This is a genomic window from Mesorhizobium sp. ESP-6-2 (assembly GCF_020164675.1).
Lineage (GTDB): Bacteria > Pseudomonadota > Alphaproteobacteria > Rhizobiales > Rhizobiaceae > Mesorhizobium.
The window spans coordinates 564,078-582,023 of sequence record NZ_JAIUGT010000002.1; the positions used below are offsets into that span (position 1 = coordinate 564,078).

General features: G+C 63.2%; 18 protein-coding genes. 13 read left to right on the forward strand and 5 right to left on the reverse strand.

Going from position 1 to position 17,946, the window contains the following annotated elements; all coding sequences use genetic code 11:
* Window position 1: 1 nt before the first annotated feature.
* The 12 genes from LB532_RS07920 (at window position 2) to LB532_RS07975 (ending at window position 13,385) form a co-directional block, all read left to right on the forward strand.
* Window positions 2-1,354, forward strand: a complete 1,353-nt coding sequence (locus tag LB532_RS07920; protein ID WP_140639052.1) for an FAD-dependent oxidoreductase — start codon at window positions 2-4, stop codon at window positions 1,352-1,354.
* A 123-nt stretch (window positions 1,355-1,477) separates the two neighbouring features.
* Window positions 1,478-1,927, forward strand: a complete 450-nt coding sequence (locus LB532_RS07925; protein ID WP_140639051.1) for an EamA family transporter — start codon at window positions 1,478-1,480, stop codon at window positions 1,925-1,927.
* Window positions 1,924-2,931, forward strand: a complete 1,008-nt coding sequence (locus LB532_RS07930) for an NAD-dependent epimerase/dehydratase family protein (protein ID WP_140639050.1) — start codon at window positions 1,924-1,926, stop codon at window positions 2,929-2,931. The genes LB532_RS07925 and LB532_RS07930 overlap by 4 nt, the downstream gene beginning before the upstream one ends.
* 104 nt (window positions 2,932-3,035) lie before the next feature.
* Window positions 3,036-4,466 (forward strand): aspartate aminotransferase family protein, encoded by a 1,431-nt coding sequence (locus LB532_RS07935; RefSeq protein WP_181169332.1) that lies wholly within the window; start codon window positions 3,036-3,038, stop codon window positions 4,464-4,466.
* A gap of 11 nt (window positions 4,467-4,477) precedes the next feature.
* Window positions 4,478-5,710 carry a hypothetical protein gene (locus tag LB532_RS07940; RefSeq protein WP_140639232.1) on the forward strand — a complete coding sequence of 411 codons (1,233 nt, stop codon included), beginning with the start codon at window positions 4,478-4,480 and terminating at the stop codon, window positions 5,708-5,710.
* A complete protein-coding gene (locus LB532_RS07945; protein WP_140639048.1) occupies window positions 5,707-6,465 on the forward strand; it encodes an FkbM family methyltransferase in 759 nt (252 codons plus the stop codon). Before LB532_RS07940 ends, LB532_RS07945 begins: the two co-directional genes overlap by 4 nt.
* 148 nt (window positions 6,466-6,613) lie before the next feature.
* On the forward strand, window positions 6,614-9,175 hold the full coding sequence (locus tag LB532_RS07950; protein WP_140639047.1) for an FAD-dependent oxidoreductase: 2,562 nt from the start codon (window positions 6,614-6,616) through the stop codon (window positions 9,173-9,175).
* A 101-nt stretch (window positions 9,176-9,276) separates the two neighbouring features.
* A complete protein-coding gene (locus LB532_RS07955) occupies window positions 9,277-10,122 on the forward strand; it encodes a DUF1194 domain-containing protein (protein ID WP_181169324.1) in 846 nt (281 codons plus the stop codon).
* Window positions 10,123-10,332: 210 nt separating this feature from the next.
* Window positions 10,333-10,677 (forward strand): peptidase inhibitor family I36 protein, encoded by a 345-nt coding sequence (locus tag LB532_RS07960; protein WP_140551346.1) that lies wholly within the window; start codon window positions 10,333-10,335, stop codon window positions 10,675-10,677.
* A gap of 141 nt (window positions 10,678-10,818) precedes the next feature.
* Window positions 10,819-11,763, forward strand: a complete 945-nt coding sequence (locus LB532_RS07965) for an ABC transporter substrate-binding protein (protein ID WP_140639045.1) — start codon at window positions 10,819-10,821, stop codon at window positions 11,761-11,763.
* A 63-nt stretch (window positions 11,764-11,826) separates the two neighbouring features.
* Window positions 11,827-12,603 carry an ABC transporter permease gene (locus LB532_RS07970; RefSeq protein ID WP_140495640.1) on the forward strand — a complete coding sequence of 259 codons (777 nt, stop codon included), beginning with the start codon at window positions 11,827-11,829 and terminating at the stop codon, window positions 12,601-12,603.
* Window positions 12,600-13,385, forward strand: a complete 786-nt coding sequence (locus LB532_RS07975; RefSeq protein ID WP_140639044.1) for an ABC transporter ATP-binding protein — start codon at window positions 12,600-12,602, stop codon at window positions 13,383-13,385. The genes LB532_RS07970 and LB532_RS07975 overlap by 4 nt, the downstream gene beginning before the upstream one ends.
* Before the next feature lie 9 nt (window positions 13,386-13,394).
* On the opposite strand, the gene LB532_RS07980 is transcribed toward LB532_RS07975, so the two are convergent.
* From LB532_RS07980 to LB532_RS07985, 3 genes are all read right to left on the reverse strand, one after another.
* Window positions 13,395-14,333: a GlxA family transcriptional regulator gene (locus LB532_RS07980; RefSeq protein WP_263492159.1), complete on the reverse strand. Its 939-nt coding sequence runs from the start codon at window positions 14,331-14,333 to the stop codon at window positions 13,395-13,397.
* A 335-nt stretch (window positions 14,334-14,668) separates the two neighbouring features.
* Window positions 14,669-14,803 (reverse strand): hypothetical protein, encoded by a 135-nt coding sequence (locus tag LB532_RS30055; protein WP_127853696.1) that lies wholly within the window; start codon window positions 14,801-14,803, stop codon window positions 14,669-14,671.
* A 359-nt stretch (window positions 14,804-15,162) separates the two neighbouring features.
* Window positions 15,163-15,348 (reverse strand): hypothetical protein, encoded by a 186-nt coding sequence (locus LB532_RS07985; protein ID WP_140495643.1) that lies wholly within the window; start codon window positions 15,346-15,348, stop codon window positions 15,163-15,165.
* Window positions 15,349-15,565: 217 nt separating this feature from the next.
* Here LB532_RS07985 and LB532_RS07990 point away from each other — a divergent pair, with 217 nt between their 5' ends.
* Window positions 15,566-16,465: a LysR substrate-binding domain-containing protein gene (locus LB532_RS07990; protein WP_140551349.1), complete on the forward strand. Its 900-nt coding sequence runs from the start codon at window positions 15,566-15,568 to the stop codon at window positions 16,463-16,465.
* Here the strand turns inward: LB532_RS07990 and LB532_RS07995 are convergent, their stop codons facing one another.
* The gene (locus LB532_RS07995) at window positions 16,466-17,446 is read right to left on the reverse strand and encodes an alpha/beta hydrolase (RefSeq protein ID WP_140639042.1); all 981 of its coding nucleotides are present in this window, start codon (window positions 17,444-17,446) and stop codon (window positions 16,466-16,468) included.
* Window positions 17,447-17,691: 245 nt separating this feature from the next.
* Complete coding sequence (locus LB532_RS08000; protein ID WP_140559670.1) at window positions 17,692-17,877, reverse strand: hypothetical protein; 186 nt, start codon at window positions 17,875-17,877, stop codon at window positions 17,692-17,694.
* Between the last annotated feature and the right edge of the window lie 69 nt (window positions 17,878-17,946).

A 17,946-nucleotide genomic window follows, 5' to 3' on the forward strand; every position in this document is an offset into this window, starting at 1 on the left:
CATGGCCGGCGAGCGCTTCAACAGCTTCGGGCGCGCGACGCCGCCGGCGCCCCGCGCCACCGGCGTCGATGATGCTATCGCGCTGCTGAAGGGCGGCCAGGCCAGGCGATCCTCTTTGCTTGCCTATGGCAATGGCAGATCTTACGGCGATTCCTGCCAGAACGAGGCCGGCGCGGTCGTCGACATGCGGCCGTTGAACCGCATCCGCGCCTTCAACGCCGAGACCGGCCTTCTCGAAGCGGATACGGGCGTTCTTCTGTCCGACATCATTGCCCACGCCGCGCCCTACGGGTTCTTCCCGGCAGTCGTTCCGGGCACGCAGTTCGTCACGCTCGGCGGCGCCATCGCCAACGACGTCCACGGCAAGAACCATCACCGGCGCGGCACGTTCGGGTGCCATGTGGAGAGCTTTACGCTGCTGCGGTCGGATGGACGGGCCTACCGTTGCTCTGCGACCGACAATGCGCGCCTATTCCGGGCGACCATCGGCGGCATGGGCCTCACCGGCCTGATTCTGTCGGCCTCGATTCGGCTGATGCGGGTTCCGTCGCTCGACATCGTGGAGAAGACAACGCGGTTTCGTGACCTCGGCGAATATTTCGACCTGGCCGAAGCGGCGGACCAGGCCAATGAATATGCCGTCGCCTGGATCGATCAGCTCGCCGGCGGCCGGGGCAGCGGGCGCGGCCTGCTGTTCACAGGCAATCACGCCGAGCATGGCTCGCATACCGCTGCGCGCGCCGGCGGCAATTTCGCGGTGCCGTTCCAGCCGCCGTTCAATGTGCTCAGCCGACCGTTCCTGAGCGCCTTCAATGCGGCCTACCGATGGAGGAAGGGCCGCTCTGCCGCGCCGCGCCAGGTCGGTTACCAGGGCTTCTTCTTCCCGCTGGACGGCGTGCGCGATTGGAACCGGCTTTACGGCCCGAACGGGCTGTTCCAGCACCAGAGCGTTGTGCCGGAAGCCGCCGCGCGCGAAGCGGTGCCGACGCTGCTCGCGGCTGCCAGGCGGGCCGGGCAGGGCTCGTTCCTCACTGTTCTGAAACGCTTCGGCGGCGTCCTATCCCCGGCGCTGCTCTCCTTCCCGCGGCCTGGCTACACGCTGACGCTGGATTTCCCCAACAGGGGAGCCGCGACCCTGGCGTTGTTGGATGAACTCGACCGCATCGCCATCGGAGCCGGCGGAGCGGTCAACCCCTACAAGGATGCCCGCATGAGTGCCGCAACCTTCGCCGCGTCCTTTCCGGAGTGGTCGCGGCTGGAGGCGCAGCGCGATCCGGCCTTCATGTCCGGCTTCTGGGCGCGAACCGCGAAAGACATCGACCTGCGAAGCCGGGGCGCCGAGGCAGCCGAATAGATAAAATTGAAATGGATCTTGGTTAGCAAGCGGTTAACGAGAAGATTTACTCAAAATATCCTTGTGAGTTCACGAAATCTTTTCGGGTTTGTAATAGAAGGCGTCACGGGTGGCTGAGCTGACATGAAATATATCGTCTTCATTCTCTTTACGGTCATGACCAATGCGGCCGCGCAGCTGATGCTGAAGCAAGGCATGATGTCGCTTGGGCCGATCTCGTTCGAAGGCGCCAACCCGCTTATCAAGCTTTTGCAGATCGTCTTCAGCCCCTGGGTGTTTCTCGGCCTGTGCACCTTCGTCATTTCCATGGCCTCGCATCTCTATGTGCTGTCCAAGGTCGAGCTTTCCTTTGCCTATCCGTTCCTTAGCCTCGCCTATGTCGCCGTCGCGGTCTTCGCCTATTTCGTCTTCCGCGAGGATCTCAATGGCTGGCGCATCGCGGGTATCGCCTGCATCTGCGTGGGCACGGTGCTGATCGCCCAAAGCGGCCGAGACTTGGGTGCCCGCGGGCATGACGAGCAGACCGTCTCCATCACCCCCGACAAGATCGGCACCAGCGAGATCGTTCGATGAGACATGTGATTTTCGGCGGTGACGGCTTCGTCGGCCGCCACCTTGCCCCGAAGCTTGTGACGGATGGTGAAGAGGTGGTCGTCGCCGACATCGTCAAGAGCGACCTGGCGCATTACCGCAACGCCCGCTTCATCCATTGCGACGTGACCGATCCCGCGTCAGTGGCGGCAGTTGGGCTGAAGGCAGACGACATGGTCTACAATCTGTCGGCCAAGATGCTGTCGCCGATCCAGGTGCGGGCCAAGCGGCATGACTTCTTCTTTCCGGTCAATTTCCATGGCACCGAGCACATCATGCAGGCCATGGACAGGGCTGGCGCGCCAAAACTCGTCCACTACACGACCGACATGATCTACGGCCACACGGTCACCCAGCCGATGACCGAGGAGCATCCGGTCGCGCCGCTCGGCGAATATGGCTGGTCGAAGCAGAAGACGGAGGAACTGGCCGCCGAATGGCGCAAGCGCGGCATGTCGATCTCGCTGTTTCGTCCGCGCCTGATCATCGGGCCGGGCAGGCTCGGCATTCTCGAAAAACTGTTCAAACTGATCGACTGGAACCTTCCAGTGCCGATGATCGGCTCGGGCAAAAACCCCTATCAGTTCATCTCCGTATTCGACTGCGCCGAGGCCGCGCGGGCCGCCTGGAAGGCCGGAGTGCCTGATGAAGCCTACAATCTGGGCTCGCTCAACCCGCCGCCGGTCAGGAAATTGCTCGGCGACCTGATCAGGCATGCCGGTTCGAAATCGATCCTGATTCCGACGCCGGGCTGGGCGGTGAAGCGCACGCTGGACCTGCTCGACCTGGTGAACCTGCCGATCATGGATCCGGAGCAATATCTGATCGCCGACGAGGAGTGCGTGCTCGACGTCTCCAAAGCGGGACGCCAGCTCGGCTGGGTGCCGCAATATCGCGACGAGGATATGCTGATCGCCGCCTACAGCGAATACCGCGCCAAGAAGGCCGGGCACGCCGTCGCCGCCAAACATGTGCCCGCCGAATAGCGGCCTGCCAACAGTTTCATCTGCGCACGATCCCCGATCCTGCGCGCGGACAGGAGATTGAAATGACCATCATGGCCAAGCCCGATCAGGCGAGCGCGCGCACCATGGTCAGCGCGCCGGCGCTGTCGCCAGCCACCATCGCCAAGCCTGGCCTGATCAGCGTCGAGCAGGCCAAGGCGATGGACGTCGCTGCGATGACCGACCTGTTCAAGGCACATCTCAACCCGGGCCAGCTGCATTTCATGAAGCTGCTCGGCTTCCACAAGATCAAGATCGAACGCGCCGAGGGCATGTTCTATATCGACCAGAACGGCCGCAAGATCCTGGATTTCTTCGGCGGCTTCGGTTCGCTGGCCTTCGGCCACAACCATCCGCGCATCCTCGAAGCGCGGAAAAAATTCCAGGAGGAGAAGCGCCAGGAGATCGCCATTGCCTTCATGTCGCAGTATGCGGCCGCGTTGGCGCACAACATCGCCAAATGTTCGCCCGGCGATCTCGACATGGTGTTTCTGGGCTCGTCCGGCTCGGAAGCGATGGAAGCGGCGATAAAACTCGCCGAGCGTGCCGCCGGTCCGAAGCGGCCCAAAATCGTCTATGCCGAAAATTCCTTCCACGGCAAGACCAAGGGTGTGCTGGCGATCACCGACGGCCAGCTCTACCGCGCCGATTTCAAGGTGGCCGACAATGCGGTCCGCATTCCGTTCGCGGACATCGAAGCGGTCGAGCGCGCATTCCGCGGCGATCCCGAGATCGGCGTCATCGTACTGGAAACCATCCAGGGTGGCGGCGGCATCATCCAGGCGCCCGCGGAATATTGGCAGAAGCTGCGCGCATTGTGCGATCAGTACGGTGTGCTGTGGGTGGCCGACGAAGTGCAGTGCGGTTACGGCCGCTCCGGCCGCTTCTATGCTTTCGAACATTATGGCGTCGTCCCCGACGTGACGGCGCTCGCCAAGTCGCTCGGCGGCGGCAAGGCGGCGGTCGGCGCGATGGTCGCCAGGCGCGAGATTTATATGAAAGCCTATGGCACGCCGAAGACGGCGATGATCCATGCCATGGCGACATTCGGCGGCATGGGCGAGGCTTGCGTCACCTCGATCGAAGCGCTCAACGTTCTCTATGACGAGGGCCTGATCGACAACGCCGCCGCTACCGGCGAATATCTTTTGCAGCGCCTGCAGGCGCTGAAGGACAGACACCCAAAGATCATCAAGGAGGTGCGCGGCAAGGGGCTCATGATCGGGCTCGAGTTCCATGATTTTTCGCAGACCTTGCCGACGGTGTTGCGGCCGGTGGTCAGCGTGCTCGACGACAAGCTGAAGGGTTCGCTGTCCGGCTTCGTCGGCGCGCTGCTCCTGCGCGACTATGACGTGCTTGTCGCCTTCACCGAATACAACCGCAACGTCATCCGGCTCGAGCCGCCGCTGATCTGCCAGCGCGAGCATGTTGACCGCTTCGTCGACGCCTTCGACAGCCTGTTGTCGCGCGGCATTGTGGGAATCGTGAAGGATTTCGTCAAAAGCCAGGTTCGTTGAGCCCCACGACGATGCTGACCAAGTCGCCCACTCCGCAAAACCCGCTCGACCGGCTCACAGCGGCCGGCCTGGCGTGGGGTGAGGGAACCTATGCACGGCTGGCGGCGCCCATCGGCGCGGCGGCTTTCGCGCTCTATATCCTTTTGACGGCGCTGACGGCCTGGGTGATGCCCGATGCCAATTGGGACATGCTTCCCTATCTCGCCATATCAGAGGAAGGCACATACCCCGATGCGCAGGCGCTGCATGATTATGCCTACAACACCGTCAAGGCCGGGGTCTCGGCAGGCGACTACAAGACGCTGACCGACGATGGCGGCGGCTTCCGCAGCCACATGGCGGAGAATGCCGCCGACTTCCATTCGCTGCTCGGCATGTACCGGATCAAGTTCCTCTACGCCGAGATCCTGTCGACGCTGAGCGCGGCGATGTCGCCGGTCGAAGCGATGCGGCTGGTGCAGGTGGCTTCGGTGCTGCTGTTCGGCGCAATCACGCTGCTCTGGCTGCGCTCGGAAAAGGCCTTGGCGCTGGCGCCGGTGATCGGCGCGGTGCTGATCATGGCCGATTTCGGCGATGCGGCGCGCGCCTCGACGCCGGATCTGCTGACTTCGGCGCTGCTGCTCGGCGGGCTTTACGCCTATGTCCGCGGCCGCGAGACGGCGACGGCGATCCTGCTCTTCCTCGCCTTCATGGTGCGGCCGGACAATATTGTCTTTCTTGCCGTTTTCGCCGTTCTGGTCGTCGCCTTCCGGCAGCAGGCATGGGGCGCGCTGGCCGGTTTTGCCACGTCTTTCGTCGCCTATTTCGCCATCTCGCACTGGGCGCATCATCCTGGCTGGTGGCCGCATCTGTGGTTCTCCAGCGTCGCGCAGCACTACAATATGGACGGATTCGAGCCGCCCTTCTCGGTCGTTGCCTATCTCAAGGCGTTTGCCGCATCGCTGCTGCGCGCCGTCAATCTCAACAGCTGGGTTGGCGTCTCGGTGCTGGCGCTGGCCGGCTGGTACACGGCCGGCCGTGCCGGCTTCCGGCTCGACCGACGCGCCGGCATTCTGTTTGCCGCGCTCGTGCTCGGCGCGCTGGCTAAATTCACCGTCTTCCCGATCCACGACACGCGCATCTATTTCCCGCATCTGGTCCCGCCATTCCTGTTGCTGGCTACCCCTTTCATGGCGCTGTGGGCGACGATCGCCCATGGCCAGCACCGCGCCGTCTTGCATGTCATTCCCGGAGACACGCCATGAGTTCGCTATCCAGCCTGACGCGCATCGCGCTGTCGCTTGGCCTTCCGGCCGGTTTGCTCGACCGCGGTCCGTCGCTGCGCGGCACGAAATTCCTGGCCGGGGCGGCATTGAAATCGCGCTTCGGCGGGACAAGGCGGCCTTTCCAGATGGTCAATATCGGTGCCTGCGACGGCGCGCTGTTCGACGACGTCACGCCGTGGCTGCATCGCATACCGGGTGCCCGTGCCCTGCTGGTAGAGCCGATCCCCTATAACCAGAAGCGCCTGCGCGCCAATTATCCCGATACCAGCCGCTTCATCATCGAGCCGGTTGCCGTCACGAAAACAAGGGGGACGATCACCGTCCACACCTTCGATGCCGCCGCGCTCGAGGCCGGCACGCTGCCGATCGAGTTCATCGGCTGCTCCTCGGTCACCGACACGAACCTGATGTCGGGCAAGAATGCCTGGGGCGAGGATGACGTGAATTTCAATAAATTCGCGCCCTATCTCAGGGACATCGAAGTGCCGTCCGAGACCTTGCAGACATTACTCGACCGCAACGGCATCAGCCATATCGATGCCTTCCTCGTCGATTGCGAGGGCGCAGACTGGATGGTCTTCGAGCAACTCGATCTCCAACGCTACCGTCCGGGCATGATCAAGGTCGAGGTCGGCGCACTGCCCGCTCCGGAGATCGGCCAGGTCGTGGTCAAGCTCAAGACCGCCGGCTACCAGGTCGGTTTCCAGGCCGAGGATATCTGGGCCTTCGCCTGACGGCAGCGATTTTCCTGATCCAAATCGGGTCGCGGCGCATCCGCGGCGTGTCGCAAACAGGCGGTAGCGCGCTCACCGTCGTCTGCATATTGTGCGCCGATCAGACGGGCGCCGACGCCGCCCGCAACAGCACCTGGAGTCGCGGGCAATGGCAGAGTTTCCGAACAAGGCGAAGGTCGTCATCATCGGCCTGGGTGGCATTGTCGGCGCGTCGATCGCCCATCACCTGATCGAACGCGGCTGGGACGACATTGTCGGTATCGACAAATCAGGGATCCCGACCGACATCGGCTCGACGGCGCACGCTTCCGACTTCTGCTACACCACCAGCCACGATTTCCTGTCCTGCTGGACGACACTCTACTCCATCGATTTCTACGAGAAGATGGGCCATTACGCTCGCATCGGCGGCCTCGAAGTCGCGCGCGTCGGCGATGACGGCCGCATGGACGAAATCAAGCGCAAGATCGCGTCGGCCAAGGCTTTTGGCACGCGCGCCCGGCTGATCGAACCGGCCGAGATCAAGGAGAAATTCCCGCTCATCGAAGAGGGAATGGTGCAGGGCGGCCTGTGGGATCCCGACGCCGGTCTGGTCATCCCGCGCTCGCAGACGGTCGCCGGCAAGCTCGTCGACCAGGCGGAAGCCTCCGGCAAGCTCAAATCCTTCGCCAACACGCCGGCCCGTTCGCTCGTCGTCAGGGACGGCCGCATCAGCGCCGTGGTGACCGACCGCGGCACCATCGAGGCCGACTATGTCATCGTCTGCGCCGGCATCTGGGGCCGGCTGATCGCCGAGATGGTGGGCGAGGACCTGCCCGTCATGCCGATCGACCATCCGCTCACCTTCTTCGGCCCTTACAACGAGTTCGCCGGCACGGGCAAGGAGATCGGCTGGCCGCTGCTGCGCGACCAGGGCAATTCGGCCTATATGCGCGACACCGGCGACCCCAAGACCGCCGAGGGCGGGCAGATCGAATGGGGTTATTACGAAGAGACCAATCCGCGCCTTTGCCATCCGCGCGACCTGCTCGAGAAGGACCAGGCCCGGCTTTCGCCTTCGCAGCGCGACCTCGACATGGAGCAGATCCTGGCGCCGCTGGAGCGCGCCATGGAACTGACGCCGATCCTTGGCGAACTCGGCTATAACGAAAGCCATTCCTTCAACGGCCTGCTGCAGGTGACGGCCGATGGCGGCCCGTCCATGGGCGAGAGCCAGAAGGTGAGGGGGCTGTGGTATGCCGTTGCCATCTGGGTCAAGGACGGCCCGGGCATGGGCAAGCTCATCGCCGACTGGATGACGGACGGCCGCACCTCGATCGACCATCACGCCATCGACTATGCGCGCTTCTATCCGCACCAGACCAAGGAGCAGTTCATCTGGGATCGCTGCACCGAGACAGCGATGAAGGTCTACAATCCCGCCGTGCATCCGCGCGAGCCCTTCTCCAAGGGCCGCAACATCAGGCGCTCGCCGTTCTGGGAGCGCGAGAAGGAACTCGGCGGCTACTTCATGGAACTCGGCGGCTGGGAGCGAGCGCACGGCTATGCCGCCAACGAGCATCTTTTGGAGAAATACGCCAACCGGGTACCGGTGCGCGAGAACGAATGGGACAACCGCCATTTCTGGCGCGTCTCCAATGCCGAGCATCTGGCGATGAGCGAAGACTGCGGCATCGTCAACCTGTCGCACTTCTCGATGTATGACGTCGAGGGACCCGACCACGTCGCGCTGCTGGAGTGGCTGTGCGCGGCCAAGATCGGCGGCGACAACAATATCGGCAAGGGCATCTACACCCACTTCCTCGACGAGGAAGGCATGGTGCGCGCCGACTTCACCGTCATCCGCATGGCCGACCGCTGCCGTTTGATCGACGGCGCGGACGCCGGCCCGCGCGACTTCCAGTACATGCGCCGCACCGCGCAGGATAAGGGTTTCGATGTCACCATCACCGATGTGACGGAAAAATACGTCACCATCGGCATCTGGGGCCCGAACGCCCGAGCAACCTTGCAGAAGGTGGTCGAGAATCCCGAGGGCCTTGCGCTGGAGAATTTCCCGTTCGCCGCGATCAAGCCGATCCGGATCGGCGGCAAGGACGTCACCGCGTTCCGCATCTCCTATGTCGGCGAACAAGGCTGGGAACTGCACATGCGCTACGAGGACGGGCTGGCCGTCTGGGACGCGCTGCGCTCGACCGGCGTCATGCCGTTCGGCGTCGAGACCTATGCCAACACGCGGCGCATGGAAAAGAGCCTGCGTTTGCAGAATGCCGACCTGCTCACCGAGTACAACCTGCTCGAGGCCGATCTTGCCCGCCCGAAGGTCAAGGAGAACGACTTCTGCGGCAAGGCCAAGCACCTGGAATACCGCGCCCGCGAGCACCAGCCGGCGATGCTGTGCACGCTGGTGATGACCGAAAACACCGATTCCAAGGGCGTGGCGCGTTATCCGGTGGGCATCATGCCGGTGCTGGACCCCGAGACCGGCGAGACGCTGGTTGACGAACTCGGCCGCCGTTCCTTCACCACGTCGGTCGCCTACGGCCCGACCATCGGCAAGAACATCGCGCTCGCCTATCTGCCATGGGCTTACTGCCAAGAGGGCCGCAAGCTGAAGGTGGAGTATTTCGGCGAGACCTATCCGGTCGAGGTCGCCGGGGTCGGCTACAAGCCGCTCTACGATCCGGAGAATCTGAAACCGAGAAGCTAGGCGACCTCCCAGCAGGGCTCGTCAGCAAATTTTGGATAAGCCCGGCGGCCATGGTCGGGCTTTTCTCTTTTTCGGCTGGCGATTCTGGCTTACCCTGCGGCATGTCTGCTTTTGCTCGCGCAAGACATCTGCTTTCCGGTGCCGCCGCCCTGGCGCTGATGCTGTGGCTGGCGCCGGCGTCGCTCGCGGACGAACCCGTCGACGTCGAACTGGTGCTGGCGGTCGACGTCTCGCTGTCGATGTCGGCGGACGAACTCGAGATCCAGCGTCGCGGCTACGCGGCTGCCTTGACGCACGATCATGTGCTGCAAGCCATCGCCGCCGGCGCTTATGGCAGGATCGCCGTCACCTATGTCGAATGGGCCGGCACCAACTCGCAGCACGTCATCGTGCCGTGGACGGTGATCGCCACTCGCGCGGACGCCGAGCGGGTGGTGGCGCGGCTGTCCGCCCAGCCGCCCAACAGCGCGCGGCGCACGTCGATCTCCGGCGCGCTGGAATTCGGCGCGGACCTTTTCGCCGAAAGTGGCTTTCAAGGGACAAAGCGGGTCATCGATATTTCCGGCGACGGCCCCAACAACCAGGGCGCGCCGGTCGATATCATCCGCGACGAGGTGGTCACGCAAGGCATCGTCATAAACGGCTTGCCGCTGATGACCCGCGGCGGTTTCACCAGCGCCTACGACGTCAACGATCTCGACCGCTATTACAGCGACTGCGTCATTGGCGGCCCCGGCGCCTTCATGGTCCCGGTCAATGACTGGACGCAGTTCCCGGAGGCTATCCGCCGCAAGCTGGTGCTGGAACTCGCCGGGCCGGCCTCGCCGCGGTCGGGTAGCAAGGCCGATCGTCCGCCGGTGGTGCTGGCGCAGGCCGAACGAGCCACCGATTGCCTTGTCGGCGAAAAGATGTGGCGCAACCGCAACTGGATGCTCGATAGCCGCTGAGAAATTCCAGAAAAAGCGCAGAGCGCTTTGCCGGTACGCGCGTAACGCTTTCCCTTGGGAATTGGTTGAAAAAAATAGTCAAAGCGGTTCGGCCTTTCCGTGAAATGCCCAACCGCTCCAGGCTTGCCAGTCCGGCAGAAGCAGTGGCAAACTGACCTTGCCGCGCCATCCGGCGGGCGGGGTGACGCGGTCAAACCGAGGAAACACCAGATGAGACGTCTAGCCATCCTGACTGCGGTCGCGTCCATGCTTTACGCTGACGGCGCCAGCGCCCAATACGACGATCAGGCCGCCTGCATCATGTTCGAAAATGCGAATTTTCGCGGACGGTCGATCGCGCTCGGGGCCGACGATTCGGTCAATTTTCGCGGCCGCGAGTTCTGGAACGACCGCGTGTCGTCGGTGATCGTTCGCCGGGGCTGCACTCTCGTTGCCTATGAGGATTCGCGCAGGGGAGGCCGTTCGATCGAGATCAGGCGCAGGGTCCGCGATTTCGGCGGCAGCGACTGGAACGACCGCATCTCGTCCGCGGAGTGCTACTGCGACCAGTATTGACGACACGGTCCTCGGCCTAGCCGCTTTATGGCGGCAAAGGCGAACATTCGTCGCCGACGATGGGGGCGAACACGGCCCTGTTCATTGACAGCCGGGCGGCGTCCGTGAACATTCCCCCAGAGAAAACAAAGGGGAACTGACATGAACAGGACCATTATCCTTACGCTGGCGCTCGCCGCCGGCCTGTCCGCGCCGGCGATGGCCGCCACATCGGTCACTATCGGCATCAGCGGCTGGACCGGCTTCGCGCCGCTGACGCTCGCCAAACAGGCGGGGCTCTTCGAGAAGCACGGTCTCGACGTGACTTTGAAGAAGGTGCCGCAGGCCAGCCGGCCGCTCGCCATCGCCAGCGGCGACCTGCAATGCGCCGCCACCACGGTCGAGACGTGGCAGGTGTGGAACGCCAGTGGCGTGACCACCAAGCAGATCTTCCAGCTCGACAAGTCCTACGGCGCCGACGGCATCGTCGTGCGCAACGACATCAAGACCGTCGCCGACCTCAAGGGCAAGACTGTCGCGTCCTCGGCGCCGGGCACCTCGCCCTATTTCATGCTGGCCTGGGTGCTGAACAAGAACGGCATGTCGACCAAGGATGTCACGGTGGTCAACCTGGAACCGGACGCGGCGGCGCAAGCCTTTCTTGCCGGCCAGAACGACGCCGCCGTCACCTATGAGCCGTTCATCTCGGCGGTGCGCGACAAGGCCGACCAGGGCCACATTCTGGCGACCACGCTCGACTACCCGATGGTGCTCGATACGGTCGGCTGCACGCCCGAATTCCTCAAAGCCAATCCGGACGCCGCCAAGGCGCTTGCCGACAGCTATTTCGACGCGCTCGAGCTGATCAAGAAGGACCCGCAGAAATCCTACGGCATCATGGGCGCGGACGTAAAACAGTCGGCCAAGGAGTTCGAGGATTCGGCGAAGTACCTGAAATGGGCCGACCGGGCGGAGAACAAGCAGTTCTTCACCAAGGAGTTCCAGGATTTCTCCAAGACCGCCGGCGAGCTCCTGCTGCAGATGGGGCTGATCAAGGAAGCGCCTGACGTCTCCACCCTGGCCGACACCAGCGCCGTGGCGAACTGACCGGCCGCTGTCTAGCGGCGGCGCCCCGCGCCGCCGTTTTGCTTCCCACAAGGACCGTTGTTAATGCCGCGCCCCTTGCATCCGATCTCGCCGGGCACGCGAACCGTGCTCGGCATTTCCTTCTTCGTGCTGTTCGTCGTCTTCTGGGCGTGGATCACGCTTGGAGGTCACGTCAACCGCATCTTTCTAGCCGATCCGCTATCGATGCTGCGGGATGGCTGGCGGCTGCTGGTCGAAGACCGGTTCTGGCTCGACATACTGATCACCATCTGGCGCGTCTTCGGCGGCTTCGTGCTGGCATCGGCCGTCGCCGTGCCGCTGGGCATTGCGATGGGCGCGTGGAAACCAGTCGAGGCGTTCCTGGAGCCGTTCGTCTCCTTCGCCCGCTATCTGCCGGCCTCGGCCTTCATTCCGCTGCTCATCCTTTGGGCCGGCATAGGCGAACTGGAGAAGCTGCTGGTCATCTTCGTCGGCTCCGTGTTCCAGATCATCCTGATCATCGCCGTAAAGGTCGGCTCCACACGCCGCGACCTTGTCGAGGCGGCCTACACGCTCGGCTCCACGGACAACGGCATCGTCAAGCGTGTGATCATGCCCGCCAATGCGCCCGAGATCGCCGAGACGCTTCGGCTGGTGCTTGGCTGGGCTTGGACCTATGTCATCGTCGCCGAACTGATCGGCTCGTCGTCGGGCATCGGCTACATGATCATCAACAGCCAGTCGCGACTGGCAACCGGGCAGATCATCTTCGGCATCATCGTCATCGGGCTGATCGGCCTGTTGTCCGACCTTGCCTTCAAGGCGCTTAATCGTTGGCTCTTCCCGTGGAGCCTGGCATGAGCAAGCTTCTCATCGAGGGCGTCTCGCGCACGTTCGCCGGCGTGCGCGGCGGCTCACCCGTTCAGGCGCTGATGCCGATCGACCTGGCGGTCGCGGCCAATGATTTCATCACCATCCTGGGACCTTCGGGATGCGGGAAGTCGACGCTCTTGCGCATCGTCGCCGGGCTTGAGGCGCCGAGCCAAGGGCGCGTGCTGCTCGACGGCAAGGCGGTGACCCGGCCGGGGCCGGATCGCGGCATGGTCTTCCAGTCCTACACGCTGTTTCCGTGGCTGACGGTCGCCGAAAACATCGCCTTCGGCCTGCGCGAACGCGGCATGGCTGAGCGGGAGAGGGGCGAAATCGTCGCCTCCTATATCGACCTCGTCGGGCTGAAGGGCTTCGAGAACCATTGGCCGAAGCAACTTTCCGGCGGCATGCAACAGCGCACGGCGATCGCCAGGGCGCTCGCCAACGACCCCGCGATCCTTTTGCTGGACGAGCCGTTCGGCGCGCTCGACAACCAGACGCGCGGGCTGATGCAGGAACTGCTGCTCGGCATCTGGGAACGGCGCAAGAAGACGGTGCTGTTCGTAACCCACGACATCGAGGAGGCGATCTTCATGGCGTCGCGCGTGGTGGTGATGACGGCCAGGCCCGGCCGGATCAAGTCGGACGTCGCCATCGACCTGCCGCACCCGCGCCACTACACGCTGAAGACCAGTCCGGAATTCTCCGTGTTGAAGGCGCGGCTGACCGAGGACATCCGTGTCGAGGCGATGCGATCGGCAGAGGTGCTCTGAGGCGCGCCTTTATGCCGCCAGCAGCTGCTTGCGGTCGACGCGTTCCTGCTGCGGCGAACGGGCGTAGAGCTCGCGGTAGCATTTCGAGAAATGCGAGGCCGAGACGAAGCCGCAGGCGACCGCCACCTCGACCACCGGCATCGAGGACTGGATCAAGAGATGCCTTGCACGGTCGAGGCGGATTTCGAGATAGTAGCGGGCCGGCGAGCGTCCCATCTCGGTGCGGAACAGCCGCTCGATCTGGCGGCGCGACAGGTCGACATGATCGGCGATCTCGATCAGCGACAGCGGCTCCGACAGATTGCCTTCCATCAGTTCGATGATGGTCAGCACTTTCGAATTCTGCACGCCGAGACGGGCGCGCAGCGGCAGGCGCTGGCGGTCGGTCGGGCTGCGCACGCGGTCGGTCAGCACCTGTTCGCAGACGCGGTTGACGAGATTCTCGTCGAAATCGTCGCCGATCAGCTTCAGCATCATGTCGAGCGCGGCGGTGCCGCCGGCGCAGGTGTAGATGTTCTGGTCGATCTCGAACAGGTCGGCAAAGACATTGGCCTTCGGGAACGCCTCGGAGAAGCCTGGCAGGTTCTCCCAATGGATGGCGCAGCGCTTGTTGGACAGCAGGCCGGCGGCCGCCAATATGTGCGCACCGGTGCACAGGCCGCCGACGGCGACGCCGCGATTGTATTCCTCGCGCAGCCAGGCGAAGGCGGACTTGTTCTGGTAGCGCTCGACATTGGTGCCGCTACAGACGATGGCCATGTTGGGGCGATCCGGCCCCGCCATCTTCCTGCGTTCCTCCTCCAGCGAGGTGTTGACCGCGCATTCGACACCGTTCGAAGCGCGCACCGGCTTGCCGTCGATGCTGGCGAGGCGCCATCGATAGGCCTCGTAGCCGAGCATGCGATTGGCCGAGCGCAACGGGTCGAGCGCCGTCGCAAAGGCGATCATGGTGAAATCGGGGACAAGGAAGAACACAAACGATCGCTGGACCGGATGCTTTACGGCGTTCACGGGAACCTCACGCAGCCATGACGCGAACAGGATGTCGCGAATAGCATAGCGACATCAGGAAACGCCTTGCTTGTCAATCGGCTAAGGAGCTTTAGCAAGATTTAATTTGCGACATGGGTCGCAAATGGGCAATCGTGTTGCGATGCCGGGCAGCCGCGGCGCCGTCCATGATGGAAGCGCCGTCAGGGGTGTGCAAACAAACGCCGCCTCGGCGGAACCGGGCGGCGTCATCTATTCAGGCAGCGCGAGGGAGCGCTGCCTGCGGGATCGGTTCAGGCGACGAAACCGAGGCGTGCAGCAGCCATGGCGCCGGTCTGGCCGGGCATGGTGTTGGCAAGGCGCTGGCGCTCGAGGGCCGTGGTCAGGTTCATTTCACGGCGAGGGAAAAGGCGGGCAAAAAGCTTCATGTTCATCTCCAATTCGGTTGCTCAGACGGGTCGCCTTCGCTTGATGGAGTGGGGCAGCTCGTTTGCTGGCGCGGATATAGGCTTGTGTAAGTAAAAACTAAATCGCAAAAGCGAAGCACTTGATATGAAAAGCGACACGCAAGGCGGGAGCCTTTGTAGGCATTACAGGATTTTTCGATAATTTACAAATGGTTAGCTCAAAACCGAGCCGCTATGCGGCTTGTTCATATGCGCCATGCAGCGGCGGCATGGCTCCGAAATTCATGTGAACGCAAATAAAAGGGCAAAACAGGTCGGTAAAACAAGAAAACCTGCCGGGCGGTTTGCGCGGCAGGCCGTCAATGCATGATACACACGGTTTACTTTGCTCCAGCCCAGGATCCGACGCCGGCGCGTATGCCGGCCTTCGTGTCGGCCGCTTCAGGCCAGCCAATATCCTTCTGCAGCTCGATCGGCAGGGAGCGGATGGCGCGTTCGGTCTGGTAGCGGGCGCGGGCCGCGCTGAATTCGGTCGCAAGCCGACCGATGGATGACAGGATAGACATTTCGATCTCCTCATGTCGGGGCGGAAGTGCCCGGCAATGCCTTACGTCAGGTCTGTATCAGCTTCATTGCATGTCGAAGACAGGTCTGTGTCGTGATCGTTTCGCGGCTGCCTTGGCAGCATCCTGCTTCGATGGAGTTGACTATGCGCCCGAACTGATGTTCAATCAAACGAAATGGAATGATAGTTTGCATCAGAAAAATTGAAGGTCGATCGTCATGAACGCCCCACTCAATCATCCGTTGCCGCTGCTGGACCTCGACGTGCTGCGCACTTTCGTGGCGATTGCCGAAACCGGCAGCTTCACCACCGCCGCCAATGCCGTCTTCCGGACGCCGTCGGCGGTCTCCATGCAGATCAAGAAGCTGGAGGATATTCTGGGCCGCTCGGTGTTCGCGCGCGATGCCCGCTCGGTGACGCTGACCACAGATGGGGAAATGCTGCTGGGCTATGCCCGCCGTCTGCTGTCGATCAATCGCGAGGTGGTGTCCAAGTTCATCGTTCCCGACATTGTCGGCGTGGTGCGGCTGGGCTCGCCGGATGATTATGGCGAGCGCGTGCTGCCGCATGTGCTGAAGCGTTTTGCGCAGTCGCATCCGTCGATCGCCGTCGACGTCACGATCGACCAGAGCAGCAATCTGCGCCGGCGCATGGATGACCGTGCGCTCGACATCACGCTGCTCACCAATTCCTACAAGACCAGCGCGCTCGGCGCCGAGGTGCTGTTGACGGAGCCGATCGTCTGGGCCGGCGCCAAGGGCGGCTGCGCGCATCTGCGCGAACCCTTGCCGGTGTCGCTGTGGGAAGAGGGCTGCGCCTGGCGGGCAGGGGCGCTCGAAGCGCTGAGCCGCGAGGGCCGCAACTACCGCATCGCCTATATGAGCGCGCATACGGCCGGCCAGCGCGCCGCCATCATGTCAGATCTTGCCGTGGCGCCGCTGCCGAAGTCTTTCCTCGGCAACGACATGGTCGAGCTCTGTCCCAAGGACGGCATGCCCGATATCGGCACCTATAACCTCGCCATGGTGGTAGCGCCGGATGCCAGCGCGCCGGTCAAGGCGGTGGCCGACCACATTCGCGCGACGTTCGAAGTCTTCCGGGAAACCGGCAAGTTCTGATCAGCCGGGGTGCTCCGACTGGAGGCTCTGCCCCGAAGCCTCGGCGGACGGCGCTTCGAAGCTTGCTCGGGCCCCTTCAACAAGGGGCGAGGGGTTCTCGGTCAGAAACGCCACGATCCGTTCGCGCGCGCGGCGCGATTCCGGCATATTGATCAGCGGCCAGACGTGGAACATGCCTTCCTCGTGGACGAGTTCTACCTCGACGCCGGCGGCCCGCGCCTTTTGTGCGAAGATCAGATTGTCGGGCGTGAGAAGATCGCGAGAGCCCGCCAGGAGCAATGTCCTGGGCAGCACCGAGAGGTCGCCATAGACGGGGCTGATATGCCAGTCCGTCGGATCTATTCCGGCACTGTAGAGCCGGATGGCCTCCCGTCCGCCCGCGATGCCCAGCCAGGGATCGTTCCGCTCCGCCTCGAACACCTCGGGGTTTGCAAGCGAGACGTCGAGACCGGGTGAGATCAGCACATGGCGCGACGGCAAGGGCAGGCCTTCTTCGGCAGCCATCATGGTCAGCACCACGGCCATGTTGCCGCCGGCGGAATCGCCCATGAAGACGATGTCTTCCGCCTCCGTCTCGCCGAGCATCCGGCGATAGACGTCGCCGACCATGCCGAACATGGCGTGGAAGTCATGCTCGGGCGCGATGGGATAGATAGGCACCGTAAAGGCATAGCCCAGCCGGTCGGCCATGTCGGCGATCAGGTGCCAATGATAGGGCGTGATTTCAAAGACATAGGCGCCGCCGTGCAGATAGAGAACCCGCTTGCGCTCGCCGGCCCTGGGGGCGATCTCGTAGACGGGAAAGCCGTCGACGGTGCGTGTCTCGATGTTGAAGCGCTGCTGCACGGACACCGGAGGGTGATGGTCCTCTGTCCGGCGCGCCGCGGCGATCCAGCGCTGCAGGTTTTCCGGGCTGGAAAACGCCTTCTTGCGACTGTGCCTGAGCACGAAGGACACGACGTGGCTTTTCAAACTTGGCATGCGGATACACGAACTTCGGCGGAGCCGGCTAAGAGAAGTCCCCTTCATGTTTGAAGATCGTGCCCTGGTCGAAGATGTCAAGATTTACGCTGTGTGCACACGTCGCTGTGATCGGCGCCGCATTTCTCGCGGGAGGGATCAGCGCTGCGGCAGAAGGGCTGCGCGCAGGCGGTTGCTGGTGACGGCCGGAGTCCCGCGCGGGCTCCGGCGCGTGCCGAGCAGTTTGCACTTTTCGGCGAAGGTCATCAGCGTGTAAAGCCCAGGAGCAGGGCGGAAAGTGCTGCCTGCGGGTCGCTGGGCGGCGAGGCCGGCCAGCCGATGTCCTTCTGGACATGCGCCGGCAGGCTGTTCAGGGCGCGGACGGCCTTGTTCCTGGCATGGGCCTGCCTGATGGTCGCACCGTAGCGGCCGAGATTTTCAAACATCGACATTTTCATCTCCCTTGAAGAACGGCGGCGGCCGAGGATTATCTTCGGCCGCCGTTCGATGCCGGGTAAATG